The sequence below is a fragment of the Algoriphagus boseongensis genome, assembly GCF_004362805.1.
Classification (GTDB): domain Bacteria; phylum Bacteroidota; class Bacteroidia; order Cytophagales; family Cyclobacteriaceae; genus Algoriphagus; species Algoriphagus boseongensis.
In genome coordinates, this window is the sequence record NZ_SNYF01000005.1 from 1,317,865 (window position 1) to 1,334,062 (window position 16,198).

Genomic DNA, 16,198 nt, shown 5'->3' on the forward strand with positions numbered 1-16,198 from the left:
TTAAATTAAGGTTATAAAATATCCCCGCCATGAAGATTATTGTCCCGATTGATTTTTCAGAAAACTCCATCAAAGCTCTGGATTTTGCTTTTACCCTTGCAGAAAAAAAAGATGGGGAAATTATTCTAGTTCATGTCATTGAAATAGTCTATGACTTCGCATCCCAAGCTGCCATTGCCTTGGATTCCATGTACAAGGACAGTGAGGGAGCATTCAAAAAATTGATTTCTACTTATAAATCCTCCAAAGTAAAGATCTCCTATAAACTGATTGAAGGAACTGCCTCCATAACCACGGCAAACTTGGCTGAAGAAGAGCAAGCAGATCTAATCGTCATGGGAACTCAGGGCATAAGTGGACTGAAAAAAACCTTAATGGGTTCCACCGCTGTAAATACCATTCGTGAAGCTTCCTGTCCGGTTTTAGTAGTTCCGAACCAGGCAAAAGTATCGGGAATCAAGAAAATAACGCTAGCCTTAGAATTTGCCGATCACGAGGAAAAATTCATCGATTGGATTATTGGACTCAGCCAACGATGGGAATTGGGATTGGAATTCCTTCACGTACAAACTGAAACAAGCTTCAAGGATAAGCTTTGCCTAAAAGGTCTGGAGTCATTTCTTGAAGAAAAACATCCTGGACTTCCGGTAAAAATTCACACGTTCTTTGCTTCGAGTGCATTTGAAGGATTGAATGCCTATCTGGATGAAGCCGAAGAAACTATTTTAGTCATGTGTCACGAGCACAAAAATCTATGGAATCAGGTTTTGCACAAAAGCCAATCCATAGAAATGGCATACCACACACACATTCCCCTGCTGATCATGAATTGATTATTTGCTAATCAACTCTTCAAAATCATCACGGATATAAATCACGTTTCTTCCCAACTCAATCCATCTTTTTTTCTCAAGCTGCTTGAGCAATCTCGAAATCACCTCTCGGGAAGTCCCGAGTTCATTTGCAATTTCCTGATGGGTTGTATGAAGCTCATTGGCTTTGAGTTGCTTCATTTTGGTAACGATGTATCTCATCAGACGCTCATCCATACGCTTAAAAGCAACAGCATCTAAAGCAATTAGCATTTCATGAAATCTCTGCTGATAGGTGCTAGAGACAAAATCCTTCCATTGCTTGAACTCATCCATCCACTGCTCATGGTATTGGATAGGAATAAACATTAAAATAGCCTGCTCCTCCACCACTGCTTTGATTTCACTTGGCCGAGCAGCTGAACAACAGGTTAAGGATAAAGCACAGGTTTCTCCAGGTTCCAGGTAATAAAGAAACAATTCTTTACCCTCCTCATCCATTCGCATTATTTTGATTGAACCATCGATGACCAAAGGAACAGCTTTAATAAATTGACCGGGTTCCATCAATACTTTACCGGGATCTAAATGCATTTCTTGCCCTTTTTCTAAAATCAAATTGAGCAATTTGGGATCGGTAAGATTTGGTAGTGCCTGCTTGAGTTTTTCTAGTGTCATATGCTTTACTAAACCACAAAAATGAATCTGAAGTAAAACTAAGTTAGTGATAATTCTCACAAAGGGGAAAGTTGAGAGAATCAAAGATGACTTTAATCAGAAATCACCCTTTAAGGTGACATATATCACCTAATGTTCGGAGAAGAAAATTTACATTGAGGTATAAAATTAACCCTCGTTATGAAACATTATCAGATATTAATCATTGGGGGTGGCACAGCAGGAATTACCATTGCCGCCCAACTGAAAAGAAAGGATCATAGCCTTCAAATAGCCATAATTGAGCCTTCTGCGAAGCATTATTACCAACCAGCTTGGACTTTGGTGGGAGCAGGGACTTTTGATTTTGAAGATACTGAGAGAGATGAGGCAGATTATATTCCCAAAGGAGTGGATTGGATAAAGGACAAAGCGACCGGAATAGATCCGGATACTAATGAAGTGAAAACTGCTTCTTCTGGAACTTTCACTTACGATTACCTCATCCCGGTTCCAGGACTAGTTATGGTTCCTGAAATGATTCCAGGCCTTAAAGAAGCTATGGATAAGGGAGTGGTTTGCTCTAACTATACCGATCCAAAGCACACTTGGGAGGTTCTACAAAATTTCAAAGGTGGCAATGCGGTCTTCACCCAACCTACTACCCCAATAAAATGCGGTGGCGCTCCTCAAAAAATCATGTATATGGCAGAGGATTATTTCCGCAAAAAGGGAATCCGTGACAAGACCAACGTGCTTTTTGCTACGCCTGGTACCGTAATTTTCGGGGTTCCTTCCTTTGCAAAAACTCTAAATAAAATAATTCACGACAGGGACATCATATTCAAACCCTTTTATGCTCCAGTCAGAATTGATGCTGAGAAACAGGAAATTTACTTCCAGTACTCCAAACCAGGAGAAAGCAATTGCACCATCATGGAAGGCAATCCTTTGGGTGAGGAATTGACTGGTGCGACAGAAATCAAAATTCATTTTGATATGCTTCATTTGGCACCTCCTCAAGCCGCACCAAAATTTATCCAAGAATCCAAGGTGTCAATTCAGGAGGGACCAGGAAAAGGTTGGATTGACGTGGATATCCATACCATGCAGCACAAACGCTTCCCAAATATTTTCTCTATTGGTGACGTCGCTAATTTACCTACTGCTAAAACTGGTGCTGCCATTAGAAAGCAAGCTCCTGTCCTGGTAGAAAACCTAATGAATTTAATTAAGACAGGCAAAGTGGGACAAAAAACCTATGAAGGCTATTCTTCCTGTCCTATTGTGACCGGTTATGGCAAGATGTTGCTCTGCGAGTTTAAATACGATAACATTCAGGATAGCGATCCACTCATTTCAAAATTTGTGGATACGACCAAAGAGCAATACAGCATGTGGTTACTCAAAAAATACGGGCTTCCATTTATGTATTGGAACTTGATGCTGAGAGGAAAAGCTTAATAAGCTTTATCAGAAATAAACCCCGACTTATAAAAGTCGGGGTTTTTAAGTTATTCACAGGTAGGACAACATACAAAAGGCACCTTGGTAAGCGGCGAGGTTCGAAGAATCCTAAAATGCCCCAAACCTCTGCTTAATGGTCTTATTTCAGCATTAGCAATAGTTTCTGGTCTTTTCCCGGTTTCCGCGCTTCTTGCCATCCTTTCAAATTCTGGATTTATTCTTTGCCTATACAGGTCCATCACATCCATGTGATCAAATAGGTTGGTAATATTCCCAAAAACTTCCACCACCAAAACACTCAGCGGACTATCCTCAGGCAATCCAAAAAGGGAAAGTCTCTGGGCTATTTCTTCTGAAGTGAAAATTGCTGTTCCAACTGGATGTTTGTCCTTCAACTGGGCAAGAACATTACCTTTTACCTGGACCTTTACATCTAATTTTAAACTCGCCTGAATTAGATCAGGGACTTTGTTTACTTGGTAGCTTTGAGCCAATAATTCCTGAAATTGATCTTTTTCTCCTTTCTTAGGATTGATTTTTACGCCAATTTTCATCTCTTTTTCACCGAGGAGAATATTCCTAAAATCTAATCCATCCGCCTGATAAACCTGAGCATAAAGTACTGCCCAAAGACTTGTTCGAGGTGGTTTGGAAGTGACATTTTTGCCATTATAAACCGCCTTGGCAAAAGGAGCAGAAACAAACATCCTCAAGTCATCTCTATTTAGGGTACAAAGCAAATTTGGAGCAGGATGCTGAACTCCAGTAACTCGAAGCGGTCTGCCAAATCTTCCCTGAGCAGTTGACCAAAGGTTCCCTTTTGGGGCATTTTGACTCACAGCAGGAAGTTCATTTACACTCAAAAAATCCAGGTTAAACTCTTTATCAACCTCTTCACGCTCCACAAAATGCCCATGCCCAACACGAAACTCATAGGTAAAGAACCCAAACATCTCGGGGCTTTCGGAATACATTCCTGGAGGTAAAGGGAGAATAAAATGTCTATCAGAATCTGTAGAGGGAACCATTTGTTGCATGGCATTTAGGCCTGACAAATCGTTACTCTGTCCCGGGGTGATTACCCGAATCCATTCTGGATCCAAATTTATTGGACTCTCCTCAGGAGCTAGAAACTGCTCTGGAGAGTTGTTGGAAATTAGTTGATCTGGAGAATTTGCCAAAACTCTACAGAAATACTGGTCATCTGGATTATGAATCGGTTCTTCAAACTCTACCCACAAATGTCTTCTTCTGGCCTCTGTAGAGCTGTAATCATCCGCCCTATCGTATGGGGAAAAGGCAATGCCAACGCTTTTAATTTTTGGTATCTGACTTGGCGGCAAAACAGTCGGTAGAGCGAGCCAAGGAGTTTTTTTGGTTTCAACACCCGGATGCTGGGATTTGAAATTGGCCTCAATCTCATAATTAGCCCAGATTTCATCCGGAAAACGAGGTTGGTTTAATACCCCGTGTTTTAGGTCATTTTTAGGCTCCAAAGCATCCAAAAATATAATCCTGGTGAAAGACCTATTCACCTGTCCATAACGGTCATCCTGAATAGCCTCGAAGGAAACAGTATGCTTTAGCTCTATCTCTCCCACCAATACTTTTTTCCTCCATTCTTGGTCCCTGTCATTTCGGAATTTATGGGTTTTGAAAATTGAAAAAGCATCGTTTTGTAAGGCATCCCAAGCCCAATCCCTGTCAAGCTGGTAACTAAGTGCTCCAATCCAATGGTTTTGCAATTCAGCATTGGAAGCGAAAGTAATGCTACTCCCATCAGGAGCTAGAGAATGCCTTATTCTATTGCTGCAACCGAAGGCTATTCGTTGCCCCTTTGGAGCTACCAAAGTCATCCCTTTTGATTCACATCCAAGGGCGTCAGCCAGTCTTTTTACTGCCTCGGATTGATTGCTTTCACTAATTCTCTGAATCAGAGCAGAGAATTGATTTTTTTTCAATGTAGGCACCTCATCTGGTCTCAGATAAATTCCCTGGATTTCGGGCACATTTCCATAGACACCCAACAGGGGTTCATTTTCATCAAAAGGTGGTCTATAAAAACTCAATTGGGTCTTTTTCCCGTATCGGGAATCCAATTCCTGATCTGGATCAATTACCCCAAAATATTCCTCTGAATTCCCCCCTACTTCAGCTACGGCTCTCATAGTAACCCGAATTTGTCGGCCTGTAGGGAGAACCAATTCATTCATACCATTAAGGTTGCTGCTTTTCAAGTCATCTCTTAAAAAAGGATTGGCTTCATTGCCCAAATTCAAGACTGGAACGTCAATAAATTGAATTGGTATATCGAGGGTTTGCTCAAAATCAGATGGAAAAAACCGATGAGTTTGGTAAAGTGTGATGTAATCATCCTTCCCATTTTGACTCCATGCATTGTCCATCCTCAATGATTTCACTTCTACCCTGATATATACTTTTGTAACATCAGGATCTGCAAGAGCCGGCTTTATATTTTTATCTGGAAAAGTCTGATTTCGAAGTAAATCAAGCGCATTCGGGTATTTCTTTGTGAAAATTACTGCTGGATATTCTAGCATAGGTCTCTTCACATGCAGTACCGTATTATCATCAAAGGAAGTCTCATCATCGTCACCTGCATTAAAAATAGTAGCAGTCTGATTTAGAAGATGAAGTGGTTTTTCTATCCTCAATAAGTCAGGGTTGATGTAACGTCTAAAAGAAACAGTCGTCAAAGGGCTGGCTGCATCATTCAAAGGAGAATCCTCCACTTTTGGACCTCCTCCACTGATATCTGCTAGTCTTACTCTAAATTCATAAGTGCCGCCATACCTCAAATCTGTATTTAAGGGAATTGGATTTAGGGTTTTATTGGGATCAACCCCTGGTTTACCTGGATTTCCCTTGGCATATTCGGAATAGTTCTGGTCGGTTTTGAAAAGCTTAATGGCATCCTTGTCCTCAGCAACCATACTTTTTCCTAGCCAAGAGGCATAATACATAGGCATCCAAAAAAAATCATCATTGGGACCTGAGATTTTGTTAGGATAAACCTGATAGGGTATTTCAGTCTTGTTGGTAGCAAGAATTTTAACCAGAGGATGATTTTGATCCAATTCTATAGAATTAAGACTTTCCCATTTTTTCCCTGGCTCCCTGACATCAATTTTATAGCCGTTGACACAAAGAGGAGCATCTATCCGCTTTCCAGCTTCTTGAGGATTTTCTGCAAGTTGCCGAATGTACCATACCAAAATCTGCTCATCATCCCAGCCTAAACGAATTCCAGTTTCAGATTGCGGAGCAAATCCATCCGGCTTCTCTTCTAGCATGTTACCACTGATGGGTTGATTTGCATGGACAACCTTGGCAAAGCCATCATCATAGGAGCGTGATTCCAAAAACAATTCATCCCAAGGGGCTATAGGAACAGGCGCCTGCGGATCAGATGCCTTTTTGTAGGTTACAGGAAAAGTTAATGCAGAAAATACTGGCCGGGTTTCTCCAATTTTCAATTTTGGAATTCTTGCTGCGTATCGCTTAACCAATGGCCCATTTAGGTTGGATTGGTTAGATTCCAAAGTTTTCTTTTGAGCAGTCAAATAAGGTTCATTGATGATATTGGCGTAGATGTATCCCCCTTTCTCAAACCATTCTTTGTCTACTTTGACACTTACCGAATAGATCATCCCACAAGCCTTAGCCAATAATGGCTGCCTAATTATATGTGCAAATACTTTTCCCCAGCTCAGACTTGTTTTGGGAGCAATCAGACCTGAAGGTTTTTGATCGCGAATAGCACAGGCATAGCTGTCGTCGGTGACGGCATTAGGGTGTCTGGGTTGGGTAAAATTAAAGCTCTCTCGATAGCTTACCGGGAGGTATTTTCTGACTGTTTTTGATTCAGGTTTTGGAGGAGGAAGGACTTCAGCATCGTCACCAATATCCATTTTAAAGGACTTGGCAATCTTTTCAATTAAATCCGCCTTTTGTAAGGCTTCATCTACAGATACAGGAATTTCAATAGGAGTAAATGCAGGATTTCCTGGAGCCTCAATGGGTAATTCAACAGTTCCTTTAACTATAGAAATTGAAAATTGAGGTTGAAAATTGGAAAACCCTGGCACAGGTATCTGCTGCATATTGGCAGAAACATTCCAGATTTTCTCCGGATTCTTGTTTCTTGGGATAAGTACCAGATTCAAGTGTAAATTCTCCCCATCAAAATGCTGAGGAAGAGCCATAAGGGTCAAAAGTCTATTCGGTTCCATAATATTTTATAAAAATTGTATTAAGCTATCTGACGGGATTCTTGCCATGTTTCTTCAAAGCTGATATCAATGATAAAGCAGATACTGATATCCAAACCAAAAGTCACTGAGGCGGTACAATCAGTGACACCATTCTGGCGGGTTATGGCGCCACTTGCTTCGATGTAAATCGTCACACTTACCAATCCACCCACCAAACTTGCATGTCCTCTAAACAGCATATAAGCTGTCACCTTAAATAGAGACATGGTGGCGTACAATTCACATCCGACTATATAGGTCACCGAGACAGTGCCTACAACCGGAAGTCCAACCGCAATGGATACCCCAAAACCAAATTTCATGGTCAGGCTTGGGCCAATTTTGGTATCGCAGGCGATTTGAAGGGCTACTTCTCCTACGGCGAAAATGGAGCCTACTCCTACAGAAGCGCAAAGAACCTGAAGCCCACCTCTAAAGCCTATGTATGCACCGGCTGTCGGAAGGAGTTGCTTAGGATCTGAGGTTACTTTAAGCGCAGCATTGAAATATACTCCCAACTCCAAACCTGCCTCTAGTTTGAGTGGTGTGGTTGGAGAGTTGTAAAGGTTTTCTTCTGGAGGGAATCGGACTAAAGGAATCTCCTTCTTAGCCTCAAACTTGTATTCCCAGATCTCTCCGGCATTACTCATGGCTATTTCCAATCCCTTTTTCATCACTGCACCATAATCCCCCTCACTCAAGGAGGCCAAAACTTGCAGTAAATCAATTACCGGTTGGAGGTCTTTATGAAATTCCACATCAGGAGTGGGATAGCCAAGACTTGGGAAATCGCTGTCTTTTTCTCCTTTATAACCTGATTCAGACCCTTTTTTAGAATCGAAATTCCCTTTGATCTTCATCAGCCCCTCAAAATCACCCAGATCGACCACCATGGCCAGATTATTCAATCTGCTTTTCCAGGTTTTCGCCGCATCGGCTGCAAAGGAATCAATGTCAAAATTGAGTTTGGAGTCTACATATTTATCAGGTTGCCCTGTTCTTTTCTCAGTAGTGGCATATTGAATATAGATTCTCAACCCCTCCATATTCACCAAATCAGTCTCAAAAGGAGGGATATCAAATGCCAAGGCTTTATTCAATCCTTCATTAGCTTTTCCAGCCAATAATTTAAAACCCTGATCTACAATGGACTCCCCTTGTTTCTTGGCTTCGATTGCCAGCAATTCAAACACATTAGAAGTCCCATCCTGAATATCTGCGCGCTCGACAAAGACTTTGACTGCATTTAGACCACTACCAGTACCTGTCAGGATAGGGAATGCTTTTCCAAACTCGTTAATAGCGTTGCCTGAATTGGGAAAAATTCCATTTCCAGCCATCAGGCTATAGGCATCTGCATATAGCGGTGGAATTTTGCTCATAAGCTTGGCCCTGCCTTTTTCAAAAGAAGGAGCCAAAATCAAAGCCTTTTGGGTGGACGTCGTCTGTAAGATTCCAAAATTCAGGGTCTCTGGAACAGGATTTCTTAATAGTTCTGAAGGCGAAGCCATCCTCAACAAAACTTTGGGCAGATCCAGTGGGGTCTTGACAAAATTTTTGGTCCACTCTCCTACTCTGATAATCGGAACTGGTACATGCTGTGGAAGTGGTGTCACTTCTCCTGTACCCACATTATGCTGAACAATACTCCAACTTCCGGTCTTTGGTAAAATGACACTTCCTCGGGCAGATGCCACAAATACAGGATCTGCTTTTGAGGGATCTTTAGCATGGGAAAAATCGAATCGGGTAATCCTCATCTGCTGACCTGACTTGTTCAAATCCATGATACAATCAATGTCTCCCCCAATCAAACCTCCCTGCATATCAAGTAATTCCCTAAATCTCGAAGGAGATAAAGGGACACCAGAAGGAGCAAGCTGTACGTACCCAAGTATTTTCTTGGCAGGTGTTCTATTTTGGCTGTGACCTTGAACAAGATTTTCAAGCTCTACATCAGCATCGAACCAAACAGGTCTACAGAAAACAGGAATATTTTCGTTTGGCTTATTCCATGTCTGTTGATTTCCATCTGGATCTATGTATGTATCCCCTGTTTTTCTAAGGTCAGCTCTTTCAAAATCAGCCATACCAGCGTCCTCTCTGATATTTTTGATATTGAAAAGTCCTCGTATAGTACCAGGATGGATTCGGTAAGGCTCTACCTCCTGGGTCTGTCCATTTATTTTGAATTTATACCTAAAATCAAAAAGCCCATCGGTTTCTGGTTGCCATCCGCTATCTAATCGATAAATAAATCCTGAGCTAGTTCGGAATAGTGTAATTGTACGAACCACCCTGATCCCCCATGGGTAAACCAAACTTTTCACCTGAATAATCTCGTGTGAAGTTCGTCCAAGCATCACATCAAATCTTGCCTGACTGGTCTGGGCTATTGCCGCGCTTGGACTTAGCCAATTCGAAAACGTGCTGGCTCCATAGCCTGTAAAATCAATCGTGGAAACAGGGACCCCTTTGGATTGTGCAGCATTGATACCAAATTCCCCATTGAAAATTACAGTTACAGAATCTCCCAGTGTACTGGCTCCAGTTGGGTTTCCAAATAGGTCTAGAATATTATTCAATTGGGTAGTATTTCCCTCAAACATGGGGGAGTCATTTAAATGGGGCTCCTGAGGCCAAATTGCCCCAGCATCTCCTCCAATAGCTCTGATTTGAATCCCTCCAAACAATCTATCTTTGAAAGAGGGTCTGTTCATTTCCACTTTAGGGTTTTTCCCATTGTAATCTGGACTATGATCCAGCCTAGCCAAGGCCTTTAGTCCAAAAGGAAGGGTAAACTGGGCTAAGATGTCTGCTTTTTTATCTTTGAAATTCTGGATCAAAAAGTCAGTCAAAGGGATCGGAGCCAAAGTTACGTTTTGAGTACTTGTATTGAGTAAGCGAGTGGGGCCCCCATCGTTTGGATAATAATTAAAGCCTGCCGGAGGATCCATTGGCTGAACTGGTTCGAAGGTGTTAATGGTGGGCTCCCATGCGACTTGAGGCAAAAGAAAGATTCGTGCAAAATGTCCAGGAACTTTTACCTGCATTCCTTCTACCGTAATCATCTCTGATGAGGTACCGTCAATAGTCGCCTCATTTTCACCTGTACTTCTTGCCACTCCTACAGTCTCTCTTCTCCTACTGATCGTTTGAGGATTCATTCCATAGCTGACACCTACCTGATTGGCATTGGAGCTTACGTCCAAAAGGGCAAAATAATCAGTCTCTAAAATTGCAGTCTTCTGTTTATAGCCCTCCTCATAGTTTGGTATATCCTTTTTCTGCTTTACACTGTTTGAGTTTTTCAAAACCCCTAGTACTGAATCAGGGACTGCGCTATCCGCCATGTGAAGGGATTTCACGTCAACATGTTGAGGGCTGATAGTACCCGAAGGAGAAGTTTGCTGAGCACTTTGTTGATTGCCAAAATGGAAACTTACAATCACTTCATCTTCTTTTTCAGGAACCGATTTTTGGACTATTCTGCAAAACAGCCAACTGACAATTTGATTAAGAGCCCCCCCTTTTCCAGACAAACGTCCCAAAATTCCAAAATTTGCCAAATATGGATCTGGAAGCGTAGGCAGATAACTGACCAGTCCAAAATTCAAAAAGGTGACCGAGTCAGTGATTTTGGTCCAAGTCGAATCGCAGGTCCCAAAAATCAAAAGCCCATTTACAGGAGAAACTGTAAACAGGGCATTTTCCAATGCTAAAGCTAGGTTTTTAAAAGTTGGAACTTTTTGAAATGGGGTTTTATTGTCCCACAAAATATTATCATCAATCAGATAAAGTAGATTCGCCTGGTCACTACCTGCCAAAATCAGCAAGGAATCCTTGGTTTTCACTTCCACAGCGTGGCCATTGACCAATTTTGGCCTATCCACCTTGGCCTGTGCATGGCATTTGGTCAGGATAAGTTCTACCCCTTCGGCAAGAGAATTAAAGATTAAATAAGGATTTTCTGGAATCCTGATCAGAAGCTCTGTTCCATGAGGATTGAGCTTGTCTTTCCAATGGGAAAATTTCTGAAAACTGTCCTGAGCCGATCCAGCCAATGCTGTGATTCCAATTCTTCCGGGATCAGCTAGGACTTGAATAGAGCCAAGCTTAATGGAATTTCCATCTAAGCCTTTCCATTTGGCTTGAATACCTTCCTTGACATCTAGTATTATTCCTCCCGCTCCTGCTGCCTGCAAGGGTGCATTAAGATCCAAAACAGCAGCAGGAATTCCCCACCAACTTTGGCTCAAAGAGGCCTCTCCCTCCATTTCCAAAAGAGGACTTACCTGTTTTTGGGGAGAAAATTTGGAATTAGACGAAATCAAAGGGATCAATACCCTATTCAATTGTGTGGAGTAAGAAGGGGCTTTATTGGCTTGGAAAGAGAAACTCCAAACCTCTTTATAAGCTTTCAAACTACTTGGTCCTAGCCCAGTGATTTTTGGGACTAATGGACCTCCAAAGGTGAATGAAAAAGTCTCTGGTGTCTTGAGCTCTGCCTGAGCAGCATCCTTACCATGTTTTTTGTTTCCATTTACAAAAGGACTGGAGGACTCCAATTGCAGATTAACTTGGACGGTACACAGGGCTGTCAATACCAAGTTTTCTCCACTGAGATTGGGATTGGCAGAAAGTTTAATATGACCAGATTTCACCTGAAGTCCCACAAATCGATCATTTGGAGCTCCAGCCGCAAGTAAATTGGCCTTAATCCAAATACTTCCTGGGACAATTTTGTAAGTATCAGTAACCTCTACCGGTGGGGAATTAAGCTTTTTGAGTTTTGATTCAGAAAACTCAGCTTTGAAATACAGTAAGGGCTCATTCGTACCATTTTTTCTAAGGGCAATTAACTTTTCTACCCGATATACATCCACAAAGACCTGTCGACCATCTATTCTGGTAATTGGCCCAATGGTTTTTTCAACTTTGGCGCCCTGAGCCCAGTTGGGTACAGATCCTGGAATCTGAGAGGATCGTACTGGAGTTTCCCTCACGAAAATCCTTGAATCAGCAACGGTCGTCTCCGCCTTTGCTTCTTTAATTAGCTTATCCAGCTTCTTTTCTTCCTTGGAAGTCAGCGCGCTTCGGTAAAATAAATCAGAGGATTGAACCGAGAGCTTTTCTGGAAAAATCGATGACCTTTCCTGACTGGGAATTGCCTTTGCTAACTCTAACAAGCCTTCATTGAGGACTTTTTCATCCTTTGAGGTTTGGGCATCTAATTGCCCCATTATTTGGGCCAATAAGGATTGTATTGGGTCTTTTTCCATAGGTAAAAATTTTGATTAAAAAGAATCCTACCTTCAGGAAATTCAGGAAATCACTCCGTAAAAATTAATAGAAATTACCCGTCTAATCTGAAAAATAGTAAGATAAGCTACATAAAAAATCCCAAGCAAAACAAATTAAAACGAGTTAATTTTCAAGCATTTATATAAATCCTAAAGATAATCCAATCTCAAAATTGGAAATATCCAAAGCAACTCAAAATCTCCCCAATACCGCCTATCTATTTTTCTTTCCTGAGACATCTAATTTTTATTTTTATTTGCTCATCGGTTCCCATGAAAGCACTACCCATTTTCCTACTTATTATTTGTTTGCCTTTTTGCAGCGTTTTTTGCCAGGAGGTAAGCGTTATAGAATCAAATTCTAAGACTCCCTTATCCGGTGTTATGATTTATAAAACTGAAGGAGGGGTAATCAAACTAACCAACCAAGATGGAAAAGTAGACATCGGCATATTTCAAAATGAGCCAAAGCTCTACTTCCAACTTTTCGGATACAGTTTAGTAAGCACTTCATGGCAAGAATTGGCTCAAAATAACTTTCAAGTTCTCCTTCAAGCTGACTATTTGACTCTTGATGCTGCGGTGATTTCATCCAGCAGATGGAGGCAAAACCAAACGGATATTCCTGAAAAGGTCAGAAGGCTTGACCAATCCAAACTCTTATTACGAAATCCTTCCAACACCGCAGACTGGCTGGGATCTTCCGGTGAGGTATTTATTCAGAAAAGCCAATTGGGTGGTGGAAGCCCAATGATCCGAGGTTTTTCAGCTAACCGATTGCTCTATTCTATTGATGGAGTACGTATGAACACCGCGATTTTTAGAAGCGGGAATCTTCAAAACGTCATTTCTCTAGACCCATTTGCCATTGAAAACACAGAAATCCAATTTGGACCGGGATCGGTAATGTATGGCTCTGATGCCATTGGTGGGGTGATGGTTTTTGAAACTCTTAGTCGCAAATTGGAAAGCTCAGGACTTTCTGGAAATTTCATTTCCAGATTTTCTTCTGCCTATGCTGAAAAGTCTTTCCATGGGGATTTAAGCTATGGAAGTGACAAATTGAAATTCATCACCAGCGCTAGCTATTTTGATTATGGGGATTTGAAAATGGGTAAAAATGGAGGACAGGATTCCTATTTGAGGCCGGATTTTGTAGTAAGAGAAAATGATACCGATGTAGTCAAGGTAAATCCAGATCCATTGAAGCAGGTTGGTAGTGCCTATTCCCAGCTCAATCTGATGCAAAAAGTCTTATGGAAATCAGGAGAAAACTCCACACTGGATTATGGTTTCCATTATTCCGCCTCTTCAGATATTCCCAGATATGACCGTTTGATTGAAAAACGAAACGGACAGCTTCGATTCTCAAGATGGGATTATGGACCACAAATCTGGATGATGAATAACCTCAAATGGACTTTGAGGAAGAAAACGGATTGGTTTGATCAAGTTAAAATCATATTTGCGCAGCAATATTTCGAAGAAAGCAGAATAGACCGAAGACTAGGAGCAGGTTCTGAATTTGATAGAAAAGAAAAAGTAAATGCCTATTCGCTCAATGCTGACTTTTTAAAATACCTGAATGATGAGTCTCACCTAAGCTATGGTGCTGAATGGGTAACTAATCAGGTTGAATCCACAGGAATTCAGCGAGCAATTGAAACTTCAATCGAAAAACCCGCATCTTCCAGATATCCGAATTCTAACTGGAATTCCGTGGCTGTTTATGGAAGTTACCATCGTCACCTCTCAGAGAAATGGAAATTCCAATCCGCGTTGAGATACAACTTCACAGAGATCTCGGCAGATTTCACCAACAATGCAGACTTTTTCCCTCTCCCATTTACAGAGTCCAAAGACAAGCATCATTCCTTGACCGGAAATTTGGGATTGATTTATTCACCTGAACCTTCCTTTTCCATTTCTCCTCTAATCTCTACCGGATTTAGAGCTCCAAATGTGGATGATATCGGAAAAATCTTTGACTCTGAGCCAGGTGCGGTCATTGTACCAAACCCAGACCTAAAGCCAGAGTACGCCTACAATGCTGAAATCAACCTGAATAAGCATTTTGAAAACCGGTTAAAACTTGACCTTACGGGCTTTTATACCTTCCTGGACAATGCCATGGTAAGAAGACCATATACTCTAGATGGAAAGTCAGAAATCATCTATGATGGAGAGGAAAGCAAGGTTTTAGCCATTCAGAATGCTGCATTTGCCAAGGTGTATGGAATCCAAGCAGGATTGGAATGGGTAATCAGTAATAACTGGGTTTTCCTTACTAGATACAATTGGCAAAAAGGAACCGAAGAATTGGATGACCAAAGCCAAAGCCCTTCCAGACATGCTGCTCCGGCTTTTGGCCTTAGCCGACTCAGCTATCAAACTGGACGATTGAAGATTGATTTTTCAGCCCAATACAGCGCCGAACGCTCATTTGAAGAAATGCCGAATGAAGAAAAATCCAAAACCTTCATTTATGCCACTGACGAAAATGGAAATCCTTATTCTCCTTCTTGGTTAGTAGTTAACCTAAATTCCAGCTTCCAGCTTGGCAATTACTTCTTCATTTCAGCTGGACTTGAAAACATAGGCGACCAAAGGTATCGCCCTTACAGCTCAGGAATCGTTGCTCCGGGAAGAAATTTCACCCTTTCTCTAAAAGCTAGTTTCTAAGCCTTTTTTATTTCATTCAGGTAACCTTTTGATTTTAATAGGGTTAAAATCAAGAGAATCCTCTATGAAAAGCTGGCTTAGAAACACATTTACTTCCGGTTTACTTTTTGGTTTTTTAGCCATTATTCCGGGTTGCGAAATATTTTGCACCGATTCCTGTGGCTGTGGACCAACGACTCCTCCGAAAAGTGTGGAAATCAGATCTTTTGAAGTCCTAACTCTTTCCTCTGATAATAAGGAAGTAAATCCATCCGAGACCAAACCTTTTGATCAGGTTGTCAAAGCATTTCGGATCAATGAATTTAACCTAGTTAGTGAATTACCCGGTGAACTTGGTTTTCATTGGGGATTAGGAACAGCACTTGCCTGTAGTCCTGCCCCACTTAGTTCCAAAGAAAAGCTGATCGACCTACAGGTAATCAATACCAAGGAAGTTCAATTGGGAGATGGAACAACTTTACAGGCTGGACAAGACATTACTGAGCTTTTTGGCTTCAAAAACTTTTTCCAAAGCCAATTAATCAGTCTTTCAGAATTCTTAAAAGAGCCCCAATTCCTGTATTTGGGTGAATTTATTACAACAGGATTTATGATGGATCCCGGAAAAAATATTGACTTGGAATTAGACTTTATTTTGAAACTGGAAAAAGGAAAGGAATTCCTAATTCCAAAAGAAGTCTTGAAAATAGGCCCGAAAAACTGACAAAAATCTTCTTTATTTTTCTTTAGATTCATTCCAAATACTGCTACCTTTGCCGCAAAGGTGAATGTAAACCCAATGACTGCAGCAGCCCTTCCTTTGAATAGATCCGGAAAAATCCTTGAGATTCTTCCTTCACCCCTGAAAATCAATTTGATGGAATTAGGCTTCCTACCCGGAAAATACATTACCCTTCATCACCAAGCTCCCTCTGGAGGGCCTATGGCTTTTCAAATGGAAGAAACCCTCCTCGCCTTAAGAAAATCAGAGGCAGAACTAATCCGGGTGGAATTGATTTAATAT

General features: G+C 41.3%; 8 protein-coding genes. 5 read left to right on the forward strand and 3 right to left on the reverse strand.

Annotated elements, in window-relative coordinates; all coding sequences use genetic code 11:
• The first annotated feature begins 29 nt into the window (after nt 1–29).
• Complete coding sequence (locus DFQ04_RS05695) at nt 30–833, forward strand: universal stress protein (protein WP_133553546.1); 804 nt, start codon at nt 30–32, stop codon at nt 831–833.
• Here DFQ04_RS05695 and DFQ04_RS05700 read toward each other — a convergent pair whose 3' ends face one another.
• Nucleotides 834–1,490 carry a Crp/Fnr family transcriptional regulator gene (locus DFQ04_RS05700; RefSeq protein ID WP_133553548.1) on the reverse strand — a complete coding sequence of 219 codons (657 nt, stop codon included), beginning with the start codon at nt 1,488–1,490 and terminating at the stop codon, nt 834–836. It lies immediately after the preceding gene.
• A gap of 180 nt (nt 1,491–1,670) precedes the next feature.
• Between DFQ04_RS05700 and DFQ04_RS05705 the strand changes: the two genes are divergently transcribed.
• On the forward strand, nt 1,671–2,933 hold the full coding sequence (locus DFQ04_RS05705) for an NAD(P)/FAD-dependent oxidoreductase (protein ID WP_133553550.1): 1,263 nt from the start codon (nt 1,671–1,673) through the stop codon (nt 2,931–2,933).
• 50 nt (nt 2,934–2,983) lie between these two features.
• On the opposite strand, the gene DFQ04_RS05710 is transcribed toward DFQ04_RS05705, so the two are convergent.
• Complete coding sequence (locus DFQ04_RS05710; protein ID WP_133553552.1) at nt 2,984–7,189, reverse strand: hypothetical protein; 4,206 nt, start codon at nt 7,187–7,189, stop codon at nt 2,984–2,986.
• A gap of 20 nt (nt 7,190–7,209) precedes the next feature.
• Nucleotides 7,210–12,492 carry a hypothetical protein gene (locus DFQ04_RS05715; protein ID WP_133553555.1) on the reverse strand — a complete coding sequence of 1,761 codons (5,283 nt, stop codon included), beginning with the start codon at nt 12,490–12,492 and terminating at the stop codon, nt 7,210–7,212.
• Nucleotides 12,493–12,897: 405 nt separating this feature from the next.
• Here DFQ04_RS05715 and DFQ04_RS05720 point away from each other — a divergent pair, with 405 nt between their 5' ends.
• From DFQ04_RS05720 to DFQ04_RS05730, 3 genes are all read left to right on the forward strand, one after another.
• Complete coding sequence (locus tag DFQ04_RS05720; RefSeq protein WP_166637263.1) at nt 12,898–15,195, forward strand: TonB-dependent receptor plug domain-containing protein; 2,298 nt, start codon at nt 12,898–12,900, stop codon at nt 15,193–15,195.
• Nucleotides 15,196–15,259: 64 nt separating this feature from the next.
• Nucleotides 15,260–15,898, forward strand: a complete 639-nt coding sequence (locus DFQ04_RS05725) for a hypothetical protein (protein ID WP_133553559.1) — start codon at nt 15,260–15,262, stop codon at nt 15,896–15,898.
• 75 nt (nt 15,899–15,973) lie between these two features.
• Nucleotides 15,974–16,195 carry a FeoA family protein gene (locus DFQ04_RS05730; RefSeq protein ID WP_133553561.1) on the forward strand — a complete coding sequence of 74 codons (222 nt, stop codon included), beginning with the start codon at nt 15,974–15,976 and terminating at the stop codon, nt 16,193–16,195.
• The last annotated feature ends 3 nt before the right edge of the window (nt 16,196–16,198 follow it).

Bases quoted from the DNA above. Each gene is read 5' to 3' on its own strand.
- DFQ04_RS05720 (WP_166637263.1), top strand. From the start codon at position 12,898: ATGATTTATAAAACTGAAGGAGGGGTAATCAAACTAACCAACCAAGAT.
- DFQ04_RS05730 (WP_133553561.1), top strand. From the start codon at position 15,974: ATGACTGCAGCAGCCCTTCCTTTGAATAGATCCGGAAAAATCCTTGAG.
- DFQ04_RS05715 (WP_133553555.1), bottom strand. From the start codon at position 12,492: ATGGAAAAAGACCCAATACAATCCTTATTGGCCCAAATAATGGGGCAA.
- DFQ04_RS05710 (WP_133553552.1), bottom strand. From the start codon at position 7,189: ATGGAACCGAATAGACTTTTGACCCTTATGGCTCTTCCTCAGCATTTT.
- DFQ04_RS05695 (WP_133553546.1), top strand. From the start codon at position 30: ATGAAGATTATTGTCCCGATTGATTTTTCAGAAAACTCCATCAAAGCT.
- DFQ04_RS05705 (WP_133553550.1), top strand. From the start codon at position 1,671: ATGAAACATTATCAGATATTAATCATTGGGGGTGGCACAGCAGGAATT.
- DFQ04_RS05700 (WP_133553548.1), bottom strand. From the start codon at position 1,490: ATGACACTAGAAAAACTCAAGCAGGCACTACCAAATCTTACCGATCCC.
- DFQ04_RS05725 (WP_133553559.1), top strand. From the start codon at position 15,260: ATGAAAAGCTGGCTTAGAAACACATTTACTTCCGGTTTACTTTTTGGT.